Below are 18,462 nucleotides of genomic sequence, written 5' to 3'. Positions count from 1 at the left end.
CGACCTGTGCGACGACGTCACATTCGTGAGGTGGCAGGCCTTTACACGCTTGCGCGCGCTCTGGCTAGAGCATCCGGCCGAAAATCTGGCAAGGCCGCCGCCCTCCGGCGCGGCAGCGCACAGTCGCCGAGCGGCCCGAGCTGCTGCATGCGCCGCTGCACCCGCCCAGCCGCAGCCTGCAGGCCACGGTTCGGCCGGGCGGGATTTCGCACGATCGGATTGGGCAGTGCCCCGGCGAGCCGCGCCGCCTCGGCCGGCGTCAGCTTCGCGGCGGGCTTGCCGAAATAGAGCTGCGCTGCCGCCTCCGCGCCGAACACCCCCTCGCCCCATTCGGCGACGTTGAGATAAACCTCGATGATCCGCTGCTTGGGCCAGGCGAGATCGATCGACAGCGCCACGGGCAGCTCCAGCGCCTTGCGCAGATAGGAACGCCCCGGCCAGAGGAAGAGGTTCTTGGCGGTCTGCATGGTCAGCGTCGAAGCGCCGCGGCTCGGCCCGTCCTCGTCCTGCAGCACCGCGTTGAGCTCGCCCCAGTCGACACCGGCATGGCTGCAGAAGCGCTGGTCCTCGGAGGCGATCACGGCACGGACCAGATGCGGCGAGATCTGCTCCAGCGGCACCCAGTCACGATTCACCTCGCGAAAGGTCAGCCAGCGCCCGAGCATCAATGTCGATGGCGCCGGGACGAAGCGATAGAGCGCGAGCGCCACGCCGAAGCTGATCGCCAGAACCAGCATGGTCATCGTCAGGATGCGGATGATTCGCGTCACGAGGCCGCTGCGCTTCGGACCCGGATTGCCTGCCATTCCTGTCATGCCCCACGCTTGACGATGAAGCCCGCCTCCTGCAAGCCCCAAAACGCTGGGCACCGGCCCGGCGAGCGAACGCAAGAGGGCTTCATGAGTTCCGCGCAACCTGCCTCCGAAGAGGCTCTCGCCGCCGGCCTTGCCGAGACCGCCGATGCCATCGAGGCGCTTCTCGCCAGCCTGTTGCACGACGAGCCCGAGGCGGGCGAGATCCACCGGCCGGCCCGCCTGCTGGCGGCGATGCGCCATGGCGCGCTCGGCGGCGGCAAGCGCCTGCGCCCCTTCCTGGTCGCCGAAACCGCTCGAATCTTCGGCGCCGAGCCTCCGCAGGCCCTGCGTGCCGGCGCGGCCGTCGAGCTCGCCCATTGCTACTCGCTGGTCCATGACGACCTGCCGGCCATGGACGACGACGATCTGCGCCGCGGCCGGCCGACCGTGCACAAGGCCTTCGACGAGGCGACCGCAATTCTCGCCGGCGACAGCCTGCTGACGCTGGCCTTCGACGTTCTCTCCGATCCAGCCACCCATCGCGACGGTGAAACCCGGGCTGCGCTTGTCCTGATGCTGTCGCGTGCGCTCGGTGCCGGCGGCATGGTCGGCGGCCAGATGCTCGATCTGGCCGCAGAGGGCCGCTTTCCCGCCGAAGGCGCGCCGGCGCGCCTCGGCGAGGCCGCGATCCTGCGCCTGCAGGCGATGAAGACCGGCGCCTTGCTGGCCGCGAGCGTCACGCTCGGCGCCCGCCTCGGCCAGGCCGATGCCGTAAGCATGGCAGCGCTGACCGAATACGGCCGGGCACTCGGAGTGGCCTTCCAGGTCGCCGACGACATTCTCGATGTCGAGGCCAGTCCCGAGCAGATGGGCAAGGCGACCGCCAAGGACGATGCCAGGGGCAAGGCGACCCTGGTCGCGGCTCTCGGGCTGGAGGCGGCGAAGCGCGAGCGCGATCGCTTCAGCGAAGCAGCCATCGCGGCGCTGGCAGCGTTCGGCGCGGAGGCCGGCATGCTACGCACCGCCGCGCGTTTCGCCGCGAGCCGAAAGAGCTGAGCCCGGCACCCGGGCCGTCCACGGCCTTTCCGGGGGCGCTGCCGCAGCGGCGAGCCCGGAAAGAGGCCGGGCCGCCTGCGGTCGCGCTTCGCGCCTAGACCGTTACCTGTGTGCCGACCTCGACCACGCGTCCCGTCGGGATCTGGAAGAAGCTGGTGGCGTCGGTCGCGCTCTTGGTCAGGCCGATGAAGAGATTGTCCTGCCAGACCGGCATGCCTGAGTTCGGCGAGGCCTTGATCGAGCGCCGCGACAGGAAGAACGAGGTCGACATGATGTCGAACTTGAAGCCCTGCTTGCGCAGGATGGCGAGCCCCTTGGGGACGTTCGGGCTCTCCATGTAGCCGTAGATCATCTCGACCCGCCAGAAATCGTCGGTGATCCGCGAGAGCCTGACGCGCTCGCTTTCGGCGACGCGCGGCGTGTCGGCCGAGCGCACGGTCAGGATCACGTTGCGCTCGTGCAGCACCTTGTTGTGCTTGAGGTTGTGCAGCAGCGAGGCCGGCGCCGTCTCCGGGTCGCTGGTCAGGAACACGGCCATGCCCTTGACCCGGTAGGGCGGGCTCTTGGTCAGCATCCCGACCAGTTCGAGCAGCGGCACGTCGGTCTTGCGGGTCTTGTCGAACAGGATCCGCGTGCCGCGCACCCAGGTCCACATCAGCACCGTCAGTGCGATCGCGAACAGCACCGGAACATAGCCGCCGCTGAACAGCTTCAGCAGGTTGGCGGAGAAGAAGGCGATGTCGATGATGAGGAAGGGCACCAGCACCAGCGAGGTCGCCAGCAGGCTCCAGCGCCAGCCGCGCCAGATCACGATGAAGGCGAGCAGCGAATCCACCGCCATCGCGCCGAACACCGAGATGCCATAGGCGTGCGAAAGGTTGGATGAGGTCCTGAACGTCCAGATCAGCAGCAGCACCGTCAGCAGGAGCAGCGTGTTCATCCGCGGGATGAATATCTGGCCGGAGGTATGCTCCGAGGTGTGCCGGATCTCGAGGCGCGGCAGGAGGCCGAGCTGGATCGCTTGCCGGGTGAGCGAGAACGCGCCGGTGATCACCGCCTGGCTGGCGATGATCGTGGCGATCGTCGCCATGATCACCAGCGGCAGGGTGAAACCCTGCGGCGCGAGGCGAAAGAACGGATTCTCGATCGCCGAGGAATCCGAGAGGATCAGCGCGCCCTGACCGAGATAGTTCAACCACAGCGCCGGGAAGACCAGATAGAGCCAGGCGCCGCGGATCGGCCCGCGCCCGAAATGGCCCATATCGGCGTAGAGCGCCTCGGCCCCGGTGACCGCGAGGCAGACCGTGCCGAGCACGGCGAGCGACAGGCCGGGATGGTCGATGAAGAAGCGCAGGCCGTGATAGGGGTTGATCGAGGCCAGGACCCCGAGATCATCGGAAATATGGTAGATGCCGAGCCCGCCCAGGGTCAGGAACCAGAGCGTCATCACCGGGCCGAAGAAATTAGCGACCTTCGCCGTGCCGCGGCTCTGCACCAGGAAGAGCACGATCATGATCACCGAGGCGATGGTGACGACGTAATCGTCGAGCACCGGCGTCACCAGCTTGATGCCTTCGATCGCCGAGAGCACCGAGATCGCCGGCGTGATCACCGCATCGCCATAGAACAGCGCCGCGCCCGCCATGCCGAGGAACAGCACCACGCCCCCTCGGCTACGGCCGAGCGCGCGTTGCGCCAGGGCGACCAGAGTCAGCGTGCCGCCCTCACCGTTATTGTCGGCCCGCAGCAGCAGCACGACGTATTTCAACGTCACCACGCTGACCAGCGACCACAGGATCAGCGAGAGCACGCCGAGGATCACCTCGCGCGGCAGCGGCCCGGCCAGCGTCACCTCGACGGTGCTGCCATGGCCGCCCGAGGCGGCGCCGGTCGCGGCCAGGATCGTCTCGCGCAGCGCATAGAGCGGGCTGGTGCCGATGTCGCCGAAGACGACGCCGAGCGCACCGAGGGCGAGCGCGGCATAGCTGTGCGAGGAATGGCCGCCATTGGCCGGTTCTTCGAGGCCGAACCGGTCCCCATCCGGCTTGGCAGGGGCCGGATTCTGCTGGTCATGACCCATCAAGGGTGCTCCGCGGGTGCTGCGACGCAGCGAAAGGCCGGGGCCTCTAGCACAGCCCGTATCGCGCGCATAGGCGCAAGCGCAGCAAAGCCACAGGCCGTCCGCAGCTACTCCGCCGCCTTGGCGCGCAGCTCATAGGCCTGTCCGTAGCGCCGGCCGATATACTCATCGACCATCGTCTTGAACTCGGCCGCGATATTGGCACCGCGCAGCGTCATGACCTTCTTGCCGTCGACGAAGACCGGCGCCGTCGGCGCCTCGCCGGTACCGGGCAGCGAGATGCCGATATCGGCATGCTTGGATTCGCCGGGACCGTTGACGATGCAACCCATCACCGCGACGTTGAGCTCCTCGACGCCGGGATAGCGCAACTTCCAGTCCGGCATGGAGGCGGCGATCCAGTCCTGGATGTCGCGCGCCAGCTCCTGGAACACGGTCGAGGTCGTGCGCCCGCAGCCGGGGCAGGCCGCGACCTGCGGCACGAAGGCGCGGAAGCCCATGGTCTGCAGCAGTTCCTGGGAGGCCTTGACCTCGAGCGTGCGGTCGCCGCCCGGCTCCGGCGTCAGCGAGAAGCGGATCGTGTCGCCGATCCCGTCCTGCAGCAGTACGCCGAGCGCCGCCGAGGAGGCGACCAGCCCCTTGGAGCCCATGCCTGCCTCGGTCAGGCCGAGATGGATCGCGTAGTCCCCTCGCGAGGCCAGCATCCGGTAGACCGCAATCAAATCCTGCACGCCGGACACCTTTGCGGAAAGGATGATCCGGTCGCGCCCGAGTCCGATCTCCTCGGCGCGCTCCGCCGAGAGCAGGGCCGAGCGCACCATTGCCTCGCGCATCACGGCGCGCGCGTCGAGCGGCCGCGGCGAGCGCGCATTGATGTCCATCAGCCCGGTCAGCAATTCTTGGTCGAGCGAGCCCCAATTGGCGCCGATGCGCACGCTCTTGCCGTGCCGGATCGCGAGTTCGACGATCTGGCCGAACTGCCTGTCCTTCTTGTCCTTGAAGCCGACATTGCCGGGGTTGATCCGGTACTTCGCCAGCGCCTGCGCGCAGGCGGGATGATCAGCGAGCAGCTTGTGGCCGATATAGTGGAAATCGCCGATCAGCGGCACGTCGATGCCGAGAATGTCGAGCCGCTCGCGGATATAGGGCACAGCCGCCGCCGCCTCGTCGCGGTCGACGGTGATGCGCACGAGCTCGGAACCCGCCCGTGCCAGCGCCGCGACCTGGCCGACAGTCGCCGCGATGTCGGCAGTGTCGGTATTGGTCATCGACTGCACGACGATCGGCGCGCCGCCGCCGACCTTGACATGCCCGACCATGACCGGGACCGTGCCCGCCCGGGGTGCGGGTGCGGCTTGCGGACCTTCAGGCAGGCAGATCTGTAGCGGCTCGGTCATGAAAGAGGTCCGGATTTCAGGGCCGGTAACGGTTCGCACCGGCTGAACTGCGCCCTTGCGGGAAGATCGTCAAGCCGCCTCGGCATTTCGGCAGTGCTCGCAGCGCCCGACGATCTCGACCACCTGATACGAGGTCTTGAACTGCCTGGCCTGCGCCATGCCGCGAATCGCGCTGCGCATCGCCGGCGAGGCGTCCTCGTCGACCCCCCCGCAGACCTCGCAGATCAGGAAGGCGACGGCCTCGTCGGCGCCATGCCCGTGCGGGCAGGCGATGAAGGCGTTGCGCGAGCTCAGCCGGTGGACGAAGCCCTGCTCGACGAGGAAGTCGAGGGCGCGGTAGATCGAAATCGGCGCCAGCCGCCGTCCGCCGGGCGGGGAAATGCGGTCGGCGAGATCATAGGCTCCGACCGGGCGGTGATCGGCATAGAGCGCCTCCAGCGTCTTGCGCCGGATCGGCGTCAGCCTGAGGCCGCGCTCGCTGCAGACGGCTTCGGCCCGCGCCAGCCCGGCCTCCGCCTGATCGGCATGGTCATGGGCGTGCTGGCACAGCCCGTGACCATGGTCGTGCAGATGGCGATGGTCGTCGCCATGGTGGTGCGCGTCTGGCTGCATTTTCGTCATGTTGCGTTGCAATATCACATCGGGCAGCGTTGGGCGACCGCAGCCGCCCCGGCTGGCGCGGCCGCCCTCACCGCCTGTAAGCTAAGCAATTCCCCGCAGAATGTCAGGAGCTGCCCGCAATGTTCCTCAAAGACCGCACCGCGCTCGTCACCGGCTCCACCTCCGGCATCGGCCTCGCCTACGCCCGCGCGCTCGCCGCCGAAGGTGCCAATGTCGTGATCAACGGTTTCGGCGATGCCGACGCGATCGAGAAGGAACGAGCGGGCATCGAGGCCGAGTTCAAGGTCAAGGCGCGCTACTCGGCCGCCAACATGATGAAGCCTGACGAGATCGCAGCCATGGTCGCCGAGGCCGAAAAGGAATTCGGAGCCATCGACATCCTCGTCAACAATGCCGGCATCCAGCATGTCGCGCCGGTCGACGAGTTCCCGCTCGAAAAATGGGACCAGATCATCGCGATCAACCTGTCCTCGGCCTTCCACGCCACCCGCGCCGCCCTGCCGAAGATGAAGGCGAAGGGCTGGGGCCGGATCATCAACACCGCTTCCGCCCACGCCTTCGTCGCCTCGCCGTTCAAGTCCGCCTACGTCGCCGCCAAGCACGGCATTGCAGGCTTCACCAAGACGGTGGCGCTCGAAGTCGCGACCCATGGCATCACCGTCAACGCGATCGCCCCCGGCTATGTCTGGACGCCTTTGGTCGAGAAGCAGATCCCCGACACGATGAAAGCGCGCAATCTCACCAAGGAGCAGGTCATCAACGACGTGCTGTTGCTCGCCCAGCCGACCAAGCAGTTCGTCACCGTCGAGCAGGTCGCGGCGCTCGCCATCTTCCTGTGCACCGACGCGGCGAAGTCGATCACCGGCACGACCTTGCCGATGGACGGCGGCTGGACCGCCGCGTGACCGGCCGCAAGCAGCGCCGCGTCCCGCAGGTCAAAGGCCTCGCCGGGCCGAAGGCGGAGAAGTCGGTCAACCTCGCTCTGCAAGGTGGCGGCGCCCATGGCGCCTTCACCTGGGGCGTGCTCGACGCCATCCTCGCCGACGGCCGGATCGCGATCGAAGCCATGACCGGCGCCAGCGCCGGCGCGATGAATGCCGTCGTCCTGGCCGAGGGCTGGCTCGATGGCGGGGCCGACGGCGCCCGCACGGCGCTGGAGAATTTCTGGCGCCGGATCAGCGTCGACGGCAAATATGGCGGCTCCGAGCGCTCGCTGATCGACACCATGCTCGGCGCCTGGAGCAATGGCCACCCGCCAGGCCTGATCTGGTTCGAGATGTTCTCGAAGATGGCGAGCCCCTATGACGTCAACCCGCTCAACATCAATCCGCTGCGCGGGGTGATCTCGGACCTGATCGACTTCGACAAGGTGCGCGGCTGCGCCGACGTCAACCTGTTCATCGCCGCGACCAATGTCCGCACCGGCAAGATCAGGGTCTTCACCCGCCAGGAACTCACCGCCGACCATCTGATGGCCTCGGCCTGCCTGCCGATGCTGTTCCAGGCCGTCGAGATCGACGGACAGGCCTATTGGGACGGCGGCTATATGGGCAATCCGGCGCTCTATCCTCTGTTCTACGAGGCGCAGGGCGACGATATCCTGCTGGTCCAGATCAATCCGCTCGAGCGCCGCGAACTGCCGACCAATGCCCGCGCCATCCAGGACCGGCTGAACGAGATCACCTTCAACGCCTCGCTGCTGCGCGAATTGCGCGCCATTGCCTTCGTCAACCGCCTGATCGATGCCGGCAAGCTCTCGACGGCCGATTACAAGCGCGTGCTTATGCACCGGATCGATGGCGGCGCGCCTCTGGCGCAGCTCACCAGTTCCTCGCGCCTCAGGGCCGAATGGGATTTCCTGCTGCGCTTGCGCGATATGGGGCGCAATGCCGCCAAGCGCTGGCTCAAGCGCAATTACGACGCGATCGGCAAGCAGGGCACGGTCGATCTCAAGGACGCAATCGACTGAAAGCGAACCGCAGCGCCATTACGGCGCACCCGCCAGCCGCCAGACCGAGCTCTTCTTGATCTCGGCATCCTCCAGCGCCCGCGTCACCGGCACCTGATAGGTCGCGACCTCGACGAGCTTGTCCTTGGGGAGGTAGCTGCGGCCGGGATCGCCGATCAGGACCTGCGCGCCGCGCCCGGCGAGCGCGGTCAGCCAGTCGATCACCTGTCCGGCAAGCTCGCGCTCATAGCAGATGTCGCCGGCGAGCACGGTTTCCCAGCCCTCGTCCCGGCCGATCAGGTCCTCGCGCCGCGGCGCGACCAAGACGCCGTTGGCCGCGGCATTGAGGCCGATCGCCGCTGCGGCAAACGCGTCGATATCGGCAGCCGCCACGCTGGTCGCGCCGGCCTTCGCCGCCGCTATAGCGACCAAGCCGGAACCGCTGGCGAAATCGAGGACACGCCGACCCCGCACCGTCTCCGGATGATCGAGGACATAGCGCGCCAGCGCCTGCCCGCCGGCCCAGGCAAAGGCCCAGAAAGGCGGCGGCAGGCCGATTGTCGCCAGTTCCTCCTCGGTCTTCTGCCAGAGCTCCGTCGCTTCCTCGGCGACATGGAGCGAGATCTCCGGCGCATGCGGCACCGGCAGGAGGCGCGTATGGGCGCGGATGAAGCCGAGCCGATCCTCCGTCGCGAGCGCCTCACTCATGCGACGATATCCGCCTGCGGCTGGCCGAGCAGGCCGTGATAGAGGCCCTTCACGCCCTCCATCACGTCGCGCTCGGTATAGCCGGCGAGCAGCCGCTCGCGCGCGCTCGTCCCCATGCGCTCGACCATGCCGGGCGAGCCGGCGAGCGCCATCAGCGCCTTGGTCAAGGCCGTGACATCATTGGCCGGGACGACGAAGCCGTCCTGCCCGTCCCGCACGAAGGAGCGGCAGCCGGGCACGTCGGTGGTCAAGAGTGCCCGGCCGCAGGCTGCCCCTTCCAGCAGACTGCGCGGCAGGCCTTCGCCGCCGCGCGACGGCAGGCAGCAGACCTGATGGGCGCGCCAGACGCCCTCGATATCGCGCGTCGGCCCGGCCCATTTGATGCCGGGCCGCGACGACCATTCCCGCAAGGTCGCTTCCGGCACCGCCTTGGGATTGGACGGATCGGGGGCGCCATACAGCGTGAGTTCGATGCGCGCACCCTGCTTGCGCGCCAGCGTCACCGCCTCGACGGCGAGGTCGACGCCCTTCGACCAGAGCATGCGCGCGACGACGGCGACCTTGAGCGGTGGCTGCGGTGGCATTGGCTCCGGCATCAGGATCAGCGGGTCGACGCCGGCGCCGCCGACGATCGCGACCTTGGTTGCATCGGTCGGATCCAGTCCGAGCATGACGGGATCGTCGGGGTTCTCGAACAGGAAGCGCACCTGCGGTCCATCGATCGCCTCGCGCAGCCAGAGCCGCGCCGCCAGCCGCGCCGCCTGCGCCGGGAAGCCCTCGCGGGCCCCGAGGAAGCCGAGCCCGGTCAGCGCATAGACGCGCCGCTCGACCCCCGCGAGTTTCCCGGCAAGCCCGGCAAGCGCGATCGGCTTCAGCGCGATACAATGCAGGATGTCTGGCTTCTCGGTGGCGATCAGCCGCTTCAGCGCGGCGACCTGCCGGTAGAGCGCCTTGGGCGACAGGCTGCGGCGCTCGGCCTCGAGCGCAATCAGCCGCGCGCCTGCCGCTTCGATCGCGCGCCGGTGCTGGCGCTCGCGGGCGATCACGGCGACATCGAAGCCGAGCTCGCGCGCCGCCCGCGCCATCGGCAGGAAGTGCGAGGCGAAGAACCAGTCCTCGGTGGCGACGAAGAGAAGCTTGCGGCGGGCCATGCGCGCATCAGGCTGATGCCGCCCCGAAAATCAAGCACCAAGGCAAGAACCAAGAATTGGCTCAGGCAGGGCCGCCATGCCCTCCGGTTGCTGGACGCGAGGCCCCATGCTTGCGAGAAGGGGCCGAAAGCTCACCCAACACGGGACGTAGAAATGGACAACCGCAACGATCTCTGGCGCCATGTCGACGCCAGCAAGGAGCGCTTCATCGAACTCAGCGACCGCGTCTGGGCGATTCCGGAAGTCTGCTACACTGAGAAGCGCTCGGTCGCCGAGCATGTCGCCGAGCTGAAGCACCAGGGCTTCCGCATCACCGAGAACGTCGCCGATATCCCGACCGCGGTGATCGGCGAGGCCGGCGAAGGCGGCCCGGTCATCGCCTTCCTCGGCGAGTACGACGCGCTGCCGGGCCTTTCCCAGGAGGCCGGCGTCGCCGAGCATCGCGAGATCGAGGCCGGTGGCCACGGCCATGGCTGCGGCCACAACCTGCTCGGTTCGGCCGCCCTGCTGGCCGCGACCGCGATGAAGAACTGGCTGGCTGAAAACAAGCTGCCCGGCCGCGTGCGCTATTATGGCTGCCCGGCCGAGGAAGGCGGCGCTGCCAAGGCCTTCATGGTTCGCGCCGGCGCCTTCAAGGACGCCGATATCGCGATCTCCTGGCATCCGAACAGCTTCTGGGAGGTGACGCCGCCCCTCTCGCTCGCCAATACCCGCGCCGACTTCACCTTCACCGGCCGCACCTCGCATGCCGCCGCCTCGCCCGAGCTCGGCCGCAGCGCGCTCGACGCCGTCGAGCTGATGAATGTCGGCGTCAACTACATGCGCGAGCACATGCCGAGCGATGCGCGCGTCCACTATGCGCTGCTCGACACCGGCGGCATCGCCCCGAACGTCGTCCAGGCCCATGCCCGCGTGCGCTATTCGATCCGCGCCCGCGATCTGCCCGGCATGCTCGAGCTCGTCGGCCGCGTGAAGAAGATCGCCGAGGGTGCGGCGCTGATGACCGAGACCAAGGTCGAGGTGAAGATCGTCAGCGCCGTCTCCAACGTCGTCGGCAACGGCCCGCTGGAGAGCGCCCTGCAGGGCATCATGGAAGATCTCGGCCCGCCGCATTTCGACGAGGCCGACCAGGAGTTCGCGCGCAAGATCCGCGAGACGCTGACCCAGAAGGACATCGACGCGCTCTGGCGCTCGATCGGCATGCCCAAGACCGATGCGGCGCTCGCCGACTTCACCGTGCCGCTCGACGCGCCGCGCAACCCGGCGATCGGCTCGACCGATGTCGGCGATGTCAGCTGGGTGGTGCCGACCGTGCAGGCCCACGCGCCGACGGTCGCGATCGGCACGCCGTTCCACACCTGGCAGGTGGTGGCGCAGGGCAAGACCCCGGCTGCGCACAAGGCGATGGTCCAGGTCGCCAAGGCGATGGCCGCAACCGGCGCCGCCGTGCTGACCGATCCCGCCCTGATGGCGGCGGCCAAGGCCGACTTCCAGAAGCGCGTCGCCGCCGATGGCGGCTATGTCTCGCCGATCCCGGCCGAGGTGAAGCCGCCGCTGACCATGTCGACCGGCGGCTGAACAAGACCGCGATACGAAAAAAGGCCCGCCTTCTGGCGGGCCTTTGAGTTTGGCCGGGGAGGACGGCCTCGGGAAAGCTTAGTAATAGGTGCGGCAGACGCGGCGGGTGCCGATGACGTCGCCATAATAGTTGACGCGGTCGACCAGATGGCAGCGACGCACCGGGCCGTAGGCGTAAGCGGGCTCGTAGCCGTAGCCATAACCGTAGCCGTAGGCGGGGCTGGCGGCTGCCGCCGCGAGCGCACCGACGGCGAGCGCACCGACGATGCCGGCTCCGATGGCGGCGCCGCGATAGCGCGGGCGGGCTTCGGCATCAGAGGTGGCGAAAACGGAAGCGCCCAGCGCCAGGGCGGCGACGGCAGCGGCGAAGCTCTTCTTGGTGCGGGTCATGTTCGTTCTCCGATCAGGTAGCCGGGTGGCGAACCATTCGCCATGTCCCGGTCTTGTCCGCCGCTGAACCGGAATCGCCAGAGGCCCCAAAAAAAGAATCGAACGCGCCCTCGGCTCGATTGAGACGGCAGGCAACGGCCCGGTCTCGCAGGGCTTGTTTTCTGCCGTCGGCAGCGTTTGATGCGGGCAGCGCCGCGGAAGAAGGCCTCGCCATGCCGATGAGGACGATCGCTCTAGGATTCTGCCTCGCGCTGACCGGCGGCAACGCCGTGGCGGAAAACTGGACCAGCGACTACACCAGCCATGACTACGGCAAATGCCGCAAGGCGAAGCCCGACGACCAGGGCGTCTCGGTGCATCGCTGCGCCGGCAAGGCCGGCATCCCTGTGATCTGGACGGCCGGCGACGATTCGTCCTCGGTCGATTTCAGCACGCGGCCGATCGCGGAAACGATCTCGGACAAGGCGAGCTTCTTCGAAGCAGGTCGGACCATCGAATGGCGCGGCCCCAGGGGTGGCCGGCCGCAGGCCGCGATCCTGCGCTACGCCACCGGCCGGAATGTCGGCAAGCTCGACGGCAGCCGCCTCGTCGTCTACCGCCTCGGCCCCGACGGCGTGTCCTGCGTCATCGGCAGCGTCGACGGGCGCAGCCGCGACGCCAATGCCGCCGCCCGTCGCCTTGCCGATGAGAAGGCGGCGGGCTTCCGCTGCGGCCAGGACGGCCGCGTGGAGGAGTAGGCTCTAACAGTCGCCTCAGCCCTCATCCTGAGGAGCCGCGTAACGGCGTCTCGAAGGATGCTTCAGGATGCTCCCGAACCTTCTGGAGCATCCTTCGAGACGCGCTCCTGCGGAGCGCTCCTCAGGATGAGGGCTGAGAATTCTCGAACAGCTGCAACTCTAGCCGTAAAGGTATTTCGGCAACCAGAGCGCGATCCCCGGGAAGACATAGACCAGAACCATCGCGAACAGCACGATCGCCAGATAGGGCATTACGCCCGCGAAGATCTGGTTGATGGTGACATGCGGCGGCGCGATGCCCTTGAGGTAGAAGGGCGCCATCGCCACCGGCGGCGACAGGAACGAGGTCTGGATGTTCAGGGCGATCAGGATGCCGAAGAACAGCGGATCGATCTTGAAGAACTCCAGCAACGGCAGGAAGATCGGCACGAAGATCACGATGATCTCGGTCCACTCCAGCGGCCAGCCAAGCACGAAGATGATGACCTGCGCCACGATCAGGAACATGGTCGGTGACAGGTTCAGCGCCGTGACCAGGGTCTTGATCGGCTCGTGACCGCCGAGAATGGCGAAGATCGACGAGAAGATGAAGGAACCGACGAAAAGCCAGCAGACCATCGCCGACGTGCGCGCCGTCAGGATGACGGAATCCTTGATCTTGCCGAAGCTCAGCGAGCGATAGGCCGCCGCGAGGATCAGGCTGCCGAGCGAGCCGACGGCCGCTGCCTCGGTCGGCGTCGCGATGCCGAAGAAGATCGCGCCCAGCACCGACATGATCAGCAAGGTCAGCGGGAAGAAGCTCGTCGCCAGCGCCCAGGCTACCGTCGTCCAGGGCACGTCGGTCTGCTCCTTCGGCAGCTTCGGCGCGAGCGCCGGGTTGAGCCAGCAGCGGATCAGCACATAGAGCATGTACATGCCGGCCAGCAGCAGCCCCGGGAACAGCGCGCCTGCATAGAGCTTGGGCACCGAGACGCCGGCCGTCGCACCATAGAGGATCAGCATCACCGAAGGCGGGATCAGGATGCCGAGACAGCCGCCGGCACAGACCACGCCGGCCGAGAGCTTTACGTCGTAGCCGGCCCGCAGCATTGCCGGGAAGGCAAGCAGACCCATCAGGGTCACCACCGCACCGACGATACCGGTCGCGGTCGCGAAGATCGCGCAGGTCGCGAGCGTCGCGATGGCGAGCGAGCCGGGAACGTTGCCGAGGGCGAGCTGGATCGAATGGAACAGTTTGTCGAGAATGTTCGCCCGCTCGATGATGTATCCCATGAAGATGAAGAGCGGGATCGAGACCAGCACGTCATTGGCCATCACCGAGTAGGTGCGCTGCACCACCAGGTTGAAGACCGTGTCGCCCATCGCCCAGTAGCCGAAGCCGACACCGAGGGCCATCAGCGTGAAGGCGATCGGGAAGCCGAGCATGATGAAGACGATGAACAGGACGAGCATCAGCACGCCCAGTTCGGGATTACCCATGCCAAGCAGCATCAGATCGCTTTCCCGGCTTCGGGCGCGCCTTGCGCAGCCGCGGCCTGTTCCAGAATGAGCTTTTCGGTTTCCTCGACATCATGCAGCCGCGGCGGCCATTCGCCGGTGCGCAGGCAGATGACGCAGCGCGCGACCTCGGCCAGCCCCTGCACCGTCATGAGCACGCCGGCGATCGGAATCAGCGATTTGAAATGGTAGAGCGGTGGGCCGTTCGGCGAGTTCGAGGAATGCTCGCCGATCATCCAGGAGAAGGCCGCGAACTTGTAGCCGGCCCAGGCGAGCGCGATGATCCCGGGGAAGAAGAACAGCAGATAAAGCGCAAGATCGAGCCGCGCCTGGGTTCGCGGCGCCCATTGCCGATAGAGGAAGTCGCCGCGAACATGGGCGTTGCGGGCGAGCGCATAGGGCCCGGCCAGCATGAACAGGGTCCCGTAGAGGATGTAGCTGACGTCGAAGGCCCACTCGGTCGGCGCGCGCAGCACGTAGCGGGCGAAGACCTCGTAGCTGATCGCCAATGTCAGGATCAGGATGGTCCAGCCGGCGAGCTTGCCGATGGCGGTATTCACTTTGTCGATCGCCAGGATCAGTCCCATGCGTATCCGCTGCCTGCTGCTTGGAATCGAGGGCGCAGAACGCCCACCACCGCGAGCGGTGGCGGGCGAAGCTTCATCGGGCGGACCTGGTCAGGTCTTGAAGAAGTGGTTGAAGGCGAGGTCGCGCGACGGCTCGTTGAGCCGCTGGAAAGAAACCGTGCGCTTCACCCAGTCCTTCTGCGAATCCACCACCTTCTTGAAGAAAGCGTTCTCGCCGCCGAGCTTCTCCAGCACCTTGTCCCAGGCCGCGAGCTGCGCCTTGAGGATGGCCTCGGGCGTCGGCACGACATTAACGCCCTTGGCGCGCAAGGCCTCGATGTCCTTGGAGTAGCGGTCGAGCGCCTTCCAGTTCATGTCCGAGGACGCGGACTCGGCCGCGAACTTCACCATCGCCTTGAGCTCCGGCGCCAGGGCATCGAACTTGGTCTTGTTGAAGAGCAGTTCGAAGCTCTCCGCCGCCTGATGGTAGCTCTGCAGCATGTAGACCTTGGCGACGTCCTGGAAGCCGAGGATCGAGTCGGAGGACGGGTTGTTGAACTCCGCCCCGTCGATCACGCCGCGCTCCAGGGCCGGCACGATCTCGCCGCCTGCGAGGATGGTCACCGCAGCGCCCATTTCGCGCTTGAGATCGGCCGCGAGGCCGACGGTGCGGTACTTCAACCCCTTGAAGTCGTCGGCGGTCTTCAGCTCCTTCTTGAACCAGCCAAGCGGCTGGCAGGGCATCGGCCCCGAGAAGAAGCCGACGAGATTGAGCTTGAGCTGGTTCTGGACGAGGTCGTTGTAGAGGTCGTAGCCGCCGCCATAGTTCATCCAGCCGAGGAAGTTGGTGGCGTCCCAGCCCAGCGCCGGCGGCGTGCCGAACAGCGAGAAGGCCTTGTTCTTGCCGTACCAATAGGCCGAGACGCCGTGGCCGCCGTCGAGAATGCCGGCCGCGACCGCGTCCTGCATCTGGAAGGCGGGCACCACCGCGCCGGCGGCGAGCACGTCGAGCTTCAGCCTGCCGCCCGACATGTCGTTGACCCGCTTGGCGAAGTCGCCGGCGAATTCGTGGAAGATGTCCTTGGTCGGCCAGGTCGACTGGAATTTCCAGGTCACGGTCTGCGCCCGGCTGACCTGCGGCATGGCGACGGCCCCAGCGCCGGCGAGCCCGGCGACCTTGAGGAAGTTGCGCCTGCTGGCGCGCGTCTTCGTCGGTTCGGAAGTCACGTTTCTCTCCCCAGAAGCTGCGCCGTTCGAGCGGCGTGCATTTGATTGAGGCTCTCTCGGCCGAAGACCAGAGTTTCGTGGACTAGCGCATCTGGCAAGGGGCAATTAGTCGAAGGACTAGGCTCACCCGGGAATGAGTGCTGTTCCCCCGCAGAAACAAAACACTATCACCGCATGTTTTACTGCAATGCACCATCAAGGTGACGCAAAGAAATCAATCAAGTCGTCGCCAAGCAAAAAGCCCGCCCGGCATGGCCGGACGGGCTTTCGTCAAGAAATTCTCGAGATCTCGTCGCCTTCGCGACGAGCGCGCGGTGTCAGCGGCGGCCTTTGCCGGCGACGCGCATTTCCATGTACTGCACGGCCTCCAGCAGGACGCGGCGCGGACGCTCGGCATCGCGCTTGGCCTGCTCGGCCTTGCGGATCGCCTCGCGCTCGGCCTCGGCGATGCGCTCGGCTTCCTCGCGGGCGGCCTGCTCAATGGCCGCCAGACGCTCGGCTTCCTGGCGCTCGGCCTCCTTCTTGGCCTCACGCTCCGCGCGTGCGTCGGCGATCGCCTGGCGCTCGGCCCGACGCTGCACCATCACGGGATCGTCCGGGCCGGGACGCTTCTTGAAGCGCTCCAGCAGGGCCTTCTTCGCATTTGCGGAATTGGCCTGGCGATCAGTGAAATGGCGGTCGTTCGGGTTCTTCAAGGCTTCGCTTCTCTTTGCTTGCACGGGCGAGGATGCCGCCCGCGCGAGCGTTTACGGCAAATCGCTGGAGATTTGTACTGAGATCAACGCGGGGCTGCTGCGACCCCAGGGCGGGGCTTCATGACCTTCGGCTTCGGCGCGGCGATCAGGCCTTCACGCTGAGCCTGCTTGCGGGCGAGCTTGCGGGCGCGACGAATGGCATCGGCCTTTTCGCGGACGCGCTGCTCGGAAGGCTTCTCGTAGGCGGCCCGGCGCTTCATCTCGCGAAACACGCCCTCGCGCTGCATCTTCTTCTTCAGAACTCGGAGGGCCTGGTCGACATTGTTGTCGCGCACGAGAACCTGCATGCATTTCTCCTGACAAGGGACTGAATGGGAGGGGCCAAGCAGTCGGCAGTCCCTCGATCTGCGCGGTGCGGTAGCAGACTGAGGCCGAAAGCGCCAGTGCATCCGCGTCCATAAGTGGCAATAAGTCGCCTTTTCACTGCATTTTGTCTCAGAGGCAGTGCACTCCGTATCCTTCCGCCTGCGATCCGGACGGATGGTAGCGCGGGAGATGCTCGGCCCGCCGAACGCCGGCGTACCCCCAACAAGGCATTGATTTCGCTTACTTATCAATCCAGACTCAGCTGGGAGACCGGCGACTTCGCTGCCTCCCGCCCGCCGCCAGCGGGCCGGGACGAAGCGCGCCGCCCCGTCACGCGGACCGATGGCCGCCATGCGCCCCGCGCGGCGCCGCCTCCCGCAAACACGGCTCGCAAGGCCCGCTCTGCGTGTCGTACGGCTTTACAACAGCCGCGATTTCGCCAAGACGGTACCGCTCGGTACCCGCTTTCCCTGTCCTGCCCGGTCCATCCGCGTGAGCATCCCTGCCCTTCGCCAGTTCCGCCGCGTCGTCGTCAAGGTCGGCTCCTCCCTGCTCGTCGACCGTGCCGGCGGCCGGCTGCGCCATGCCTGGCTCGCGGCGCTCGCCGAGGATCTCGCCGAGCTGCATGCGAGCGGCGCCGATGTTCTCGTCGTCTCCTCGGGCGCGATCGCGCTCGGCCGCACCGTGCTCAAGCTGCCGGCCGGCGCCCTCAAGCTGGAGGAAAGCCAGGCCGCGGCCGCGATCGGCCAGATCGCTCTTGCCCGCAACTGGGCTGAATCGCTTGGCCATCACGGCCTGATCGCCGGACAGGTCCTGCTGACCCTCGCCGACACCGAGGAACGCCGACGCTATCTCAACGCCCGCGCCACGCTCGGTCGCCTCCTCGACCTGCGAGCCGTGCCGGTGATCAACGAGAACGACACGGTCGCCACCTCCGAGATCCGCTATGGCGACAATGACCGGCTGGCGGCGCGCGTTGCGACCATGGCCGGCGCCGACCTGCTCGTGCTGTTCTCCGATATCGACGGCCTCTACACCGCCCCGCCGCAATCCGACCCGGACGCGAAGCTGATCCCGGTCGTGCCCGCGATCACGCCCGCGATCGAGGCCATGGCCGGCGGCGCCGCCTCCGAGCTCTCGCGCGGCGGCATGCGCACGAAGATCGAGGCCGGCAAGATCGCCACCGCCGGCGGCGCCCATATGCTGATCGCCGACGGGCGCGGCAAGAATCCGCTGCGGCAGGTCGCTCAGGGCGGCCGCTGCACCTGGTTCCTCAGCGGCTCTACGCCTGCGACGGCCCGCAAGACCTGGATCGCCGGCACGCTCGAGCCCCGCGGCGTGCTTTACGTCGACGAGGGGGCCGCCTGGGCGCTGCGCGGCGGCGCCAGCCTGCTGCCCGTCGGCGTCACTCGGATCGACGGCAGCTTCAGCCGCGGCGACGCCGTGGTCATCCGCGCCGGCGACGGCAGCGAGCTCGGGCGCGGGCTCGTCGCCTATGACGCCGAGGAAGCCGGGCGCGTTCTGGGCAAGGCCTCTCGCGATATCGCTTCGGTGCTGGGCTATCCCGGCCGGGCCGAGATGATTCACCGGGACGACATGGCATTGCGCCTCGGCTACGATCGCGCTGACTGAGTGAGCATCACCGGATCAT

General features: G+C 67.2%; 18 protein-coding genes. 6 read left to right on the top strand and 12 right to left on the bottom strand.

Annotated features, from left to right (window positions below; genetic code table 11):
- Positions 1 to 41 precede the first annotated feature (41 nt).
- On the bottom strand, positions 42 to 770 hold the full coding sequence (gene mtgA / locus AC1REK_RS13740) for a monofunctional biosynthetic peptidoglycan transglycosylase (protein ID WP_492270745.1): 729 nt from the start codon (positions 768 to 770) through the stop codon (positions 42 to 44).
- 129 nt (positions 771 to 899) lie between these two features.
- On the opposite strand from mtgA, the gene AC1REK_RS13735 reads away from it, so the two are divergent.
- A complete protein-coding gene (locus AC1REK_RS13735) occupies positions 900 to 1,850 on the top strand; it encodes a polyprenyl synthetase family protein (protein ID WP_492270746.1) in 951 nt (316 codons plus the stop codon).
- A gap of 94 nt (positions 1,851 to 1,944) precedes the next feature.
- On the opposite strand, the gene AC1REK_RS13730 is transcribed toward AC1REK_RS13735, so the two are convergent.
- The 3 genes from AC1REK_RS13730 to AC1REK_RS13720 all read right to left on the bottom strand — a co-directional run bounded on the left by AC1REK_RS13730 (position 1,945) and on the right by AC1REK_RS13720 (position 5,948).
- The gene (locus AC1REK_RS13730) at positions 1,945 to 3,930 is read right to left on the bottom strand and encodes a potassium transporter Kup (RefSeq protein WP_492270747.1); all 1,986 of its coding nucleotides are present in this window, start codon (positions 3,928 to 3,930) and stop codon (positions 1,945 to 1,947) included.
- A 107-nt stretch (positions 3,931 to 4,037) separates the two neighbouring features.
- The gene (ispG, locus tag AC1REK_RS13725) at positions 4,038 to 5,327 is read right to left on the bottom strand and encodes a flavodoxin-dependent (E)-4-hydroxy-3-methylbut-2-enyl-diphosphate synthase (RefSeq protein ID WP_390893340.1); all 1,290 of its coding nucleotides are present in this window, start codon (positions 5,325 to 5,327) and stop codon (positions 4,038 to 4,040) included.
- A 69-nt stretch (positions 5,328 to 5,396) separates the two neighbouring features.
- Complete coding sequence (locus AC1REK_RS13720; protein WP_492270748.1) at positions 5,397 to 5,948, bottom strand: transcriptional repressor; 552 nt, start codon at positions 5,946 to 5,948, stop codon at positions 5,397 to 5,399.
- Positions 5,949 to 6,067: 119 nt separating this feature from the next.
- Here AC1REK_RS13720 and AC1REK_RS13715 point away from each other — a divergent pair, with 119 nt between their 5' ends.
- Together AC1REK_RS13715 and AC1REK_RS13710 are read left to right on the top strand one after the other, a co-directional pair.
- Positions 6,068 to 6,853: a 3-hydroxybutyrate dehydrogenase gene (locus AC1REK_RS13715; RefSeq protein ID WP_316018522.1), complete on the top strand. Its 786-nt coding sequence runs from the start codon at positions 6,068 to 6,070 to the stop codon at positions 6,851 to 6,853.
- Positions 6,850 to 7,917, top strand: coding sequence for a patatin-like phospholipase family protein (locus tag AC1REK_RS13710; RefSeq protein WP_492270749.1), 1,068 nt, complete (start codon positions 6,850 to 6,852; stop codon positions 7,915 to 7,917). Before AC1REK_RS13715 ends, AC1REK_RS13710 begins: the two co-directional genes overlap by 4 nt.
- Before the next feature lie 18 nt (positions 7,918 to 7,935).
- On the opposite strand, the gene AC1REK_RS13705 is transcribed toward AC1REK_RS13710, so the two are convergent.
- The gene (locus tag AC1REK_RS13705; RefSeq protein WP_492270750.1) at positions 7,936 to 8,604 is read right to left on the bottom strand and encodes a class I SAM-dependent methyltransferase; all 669 of its coding nucleotides are present in this window, start codon (positions 8,602 to 8,604) and stop codon (positions 7,936 to 7,938) included.
- Positions 8,601 to 9,755, bottom strand: coding sequence for a glycosyltransferase family 4 protein (locus AC1REK_RS13700; protein ID WP_492270751.1), 1,155 nt, complete (start codon positions 9,753 to 9,755; stop codon positions 8,601 to 8,603). Before AC1REK_RS13700 ends, AC1REK_RS13705 begins: the two co-directional genes overlap by 4 nt.
- A 153-nt stretch (positions 9,756 to 9,908) precedes the next feature.
- Between AC1REK_RS13700 and AC1REK_RS13695 the strand changes: the two genes are divergently transcribed.
- On the top strand, positions 9,909 to 11,333 hold the full coding sequence (locus AC1REK_RS13695; RefSeq protein WP_316018526.1) for a M20 family metallopeptidase: 1,425 nt from the start codon (positions 9,909 to 9,911) through the stop codon (positions 11,331 to 11,333).
- A 78-nt stretch (positions 11,334 to 11,411) separates the two neighbouring features.
- Here the strand turns inward: AC1REK_RS13695 and AC1REK_RS13690 are convergent, their stop codons facing one another.
- Entirely contained in the window at positions 11,412 to 11,723 is a 312-nt protein-coding gene (locus tag AC1REK_RS13690; protein ID WP_327524826.1) for a hypothetical protein, read from the bottom strand.
- 212 nt (positions 11,724 to 11,935) lie between these two features.
- Here AC1REK_RS13690 and AC1REK_RS13685 point away from each other — a divergent pair, with 212 nt between their 5' ends.
- On the top strand, positions 11,936 to 12,460 hold the full coding sequence (locus AC1REK_RS13685; protein WP_492270752.1) for a hypothetical protein: 525 nt from the start codon (positions 11,936 to 11,938) through the stop codon (positions 12,458 to 12,460).
- 159 nt (positions 12,461 to 12,619) lie between these two features.
- Here the strand turns inward: AC1REK_RS13685 and AC1REK_RS13680 are convergent, their stop codons facing one another.
- From AC1REK_RS13680 to rpsU, 5 genes are all read right to left on the bottom strand, one after another.
- On the bottom strand, positions 12,620 to 13,939 hold the full coding sequence (locus AC1REK_RS13680; RefSeq protein ID WP_492270772.1) for a TRAP transporter large permease: 1,320 nt from the start codon (positions 13,937 to 13,939) through the stop codon (positions 12,620 to 12,622).
- Between the two features lie 11 nt (positions 13,940 to 13,950).
- Positions 13,951 to 14,544 (bottom strand): TRAP transporter small permease subunit, encoded by a 594-nt coding sequence (locus AC1REK_RS13675; protein ID WP_492270753.1) that lies wholly within the window; start codon positions 14,542 to 14,544, stop codon positions 13,951 to 13,953.
- A 90-nt stretch (positions 14,545 to 14,634) separates the two neighbouring features.
- Entirely contained in the window at positions 14,635 to 15,750 is a 1,116-nt protein-coding gene (locus AC1REK_RS13670) for a TRAP transporter substrate-binding protein (protein ID WP_327524824.1), read from the bottom strand.
- A 317-nt stretch (positions 15,751 to 16,067) separates the two neighbouring features.
- Positions 16,068 to 16,445 carry a DUF6481 family protein gene (locus AC1REK_RS13665; RefSeq protein ID WP_316018531.1) on the bottom strand — a complete coding sequence of 126 codons (378 nt, stop codon included), beginning with the start codon at positions 16,443 to 16,445 and terminating at the stop codon, positions 16,068 to 16,070.
- 83 nt (positions 16,446 to 16,528) lie between these two features.
- Positions 16,529 to 16,792, bottom strand: coding sequence for a 30S ribosomal protein S21 (gene rpsU / locus AC1REK_RS13660; RefSeq protein WP_316018532.1), 264 nt, complete (start codon positions 16,790 to 16,792; stop codon positions 16,529 to 16,531).
- Positions 16,793 to 17,303: 511 nt separating this feature from the next.
- Here rpsU and proB point away from each other — a divergent pair.
- Complete coding sequence (gene proB, locus AC1REK_RS13655; RefSeq protein WP_492270754.1) at positions 17,304 to 18,443, top strand: glutamate 5-kinase; 1,140 nt, start codon at positions 17,304 to 17,306, stop codon at positions 18,441 to 18,443.
- The last annotated feature ends 19 nt before the right edge of the window (positions 18,444 to 18,462 follow it).

It is taken from the genome of Allobosea sp. GW823-FHT02B03, assembly GCF_058797755.1.
This window is presented reverse-complemented; position numbering and strand designations above follow the sequence as displayed.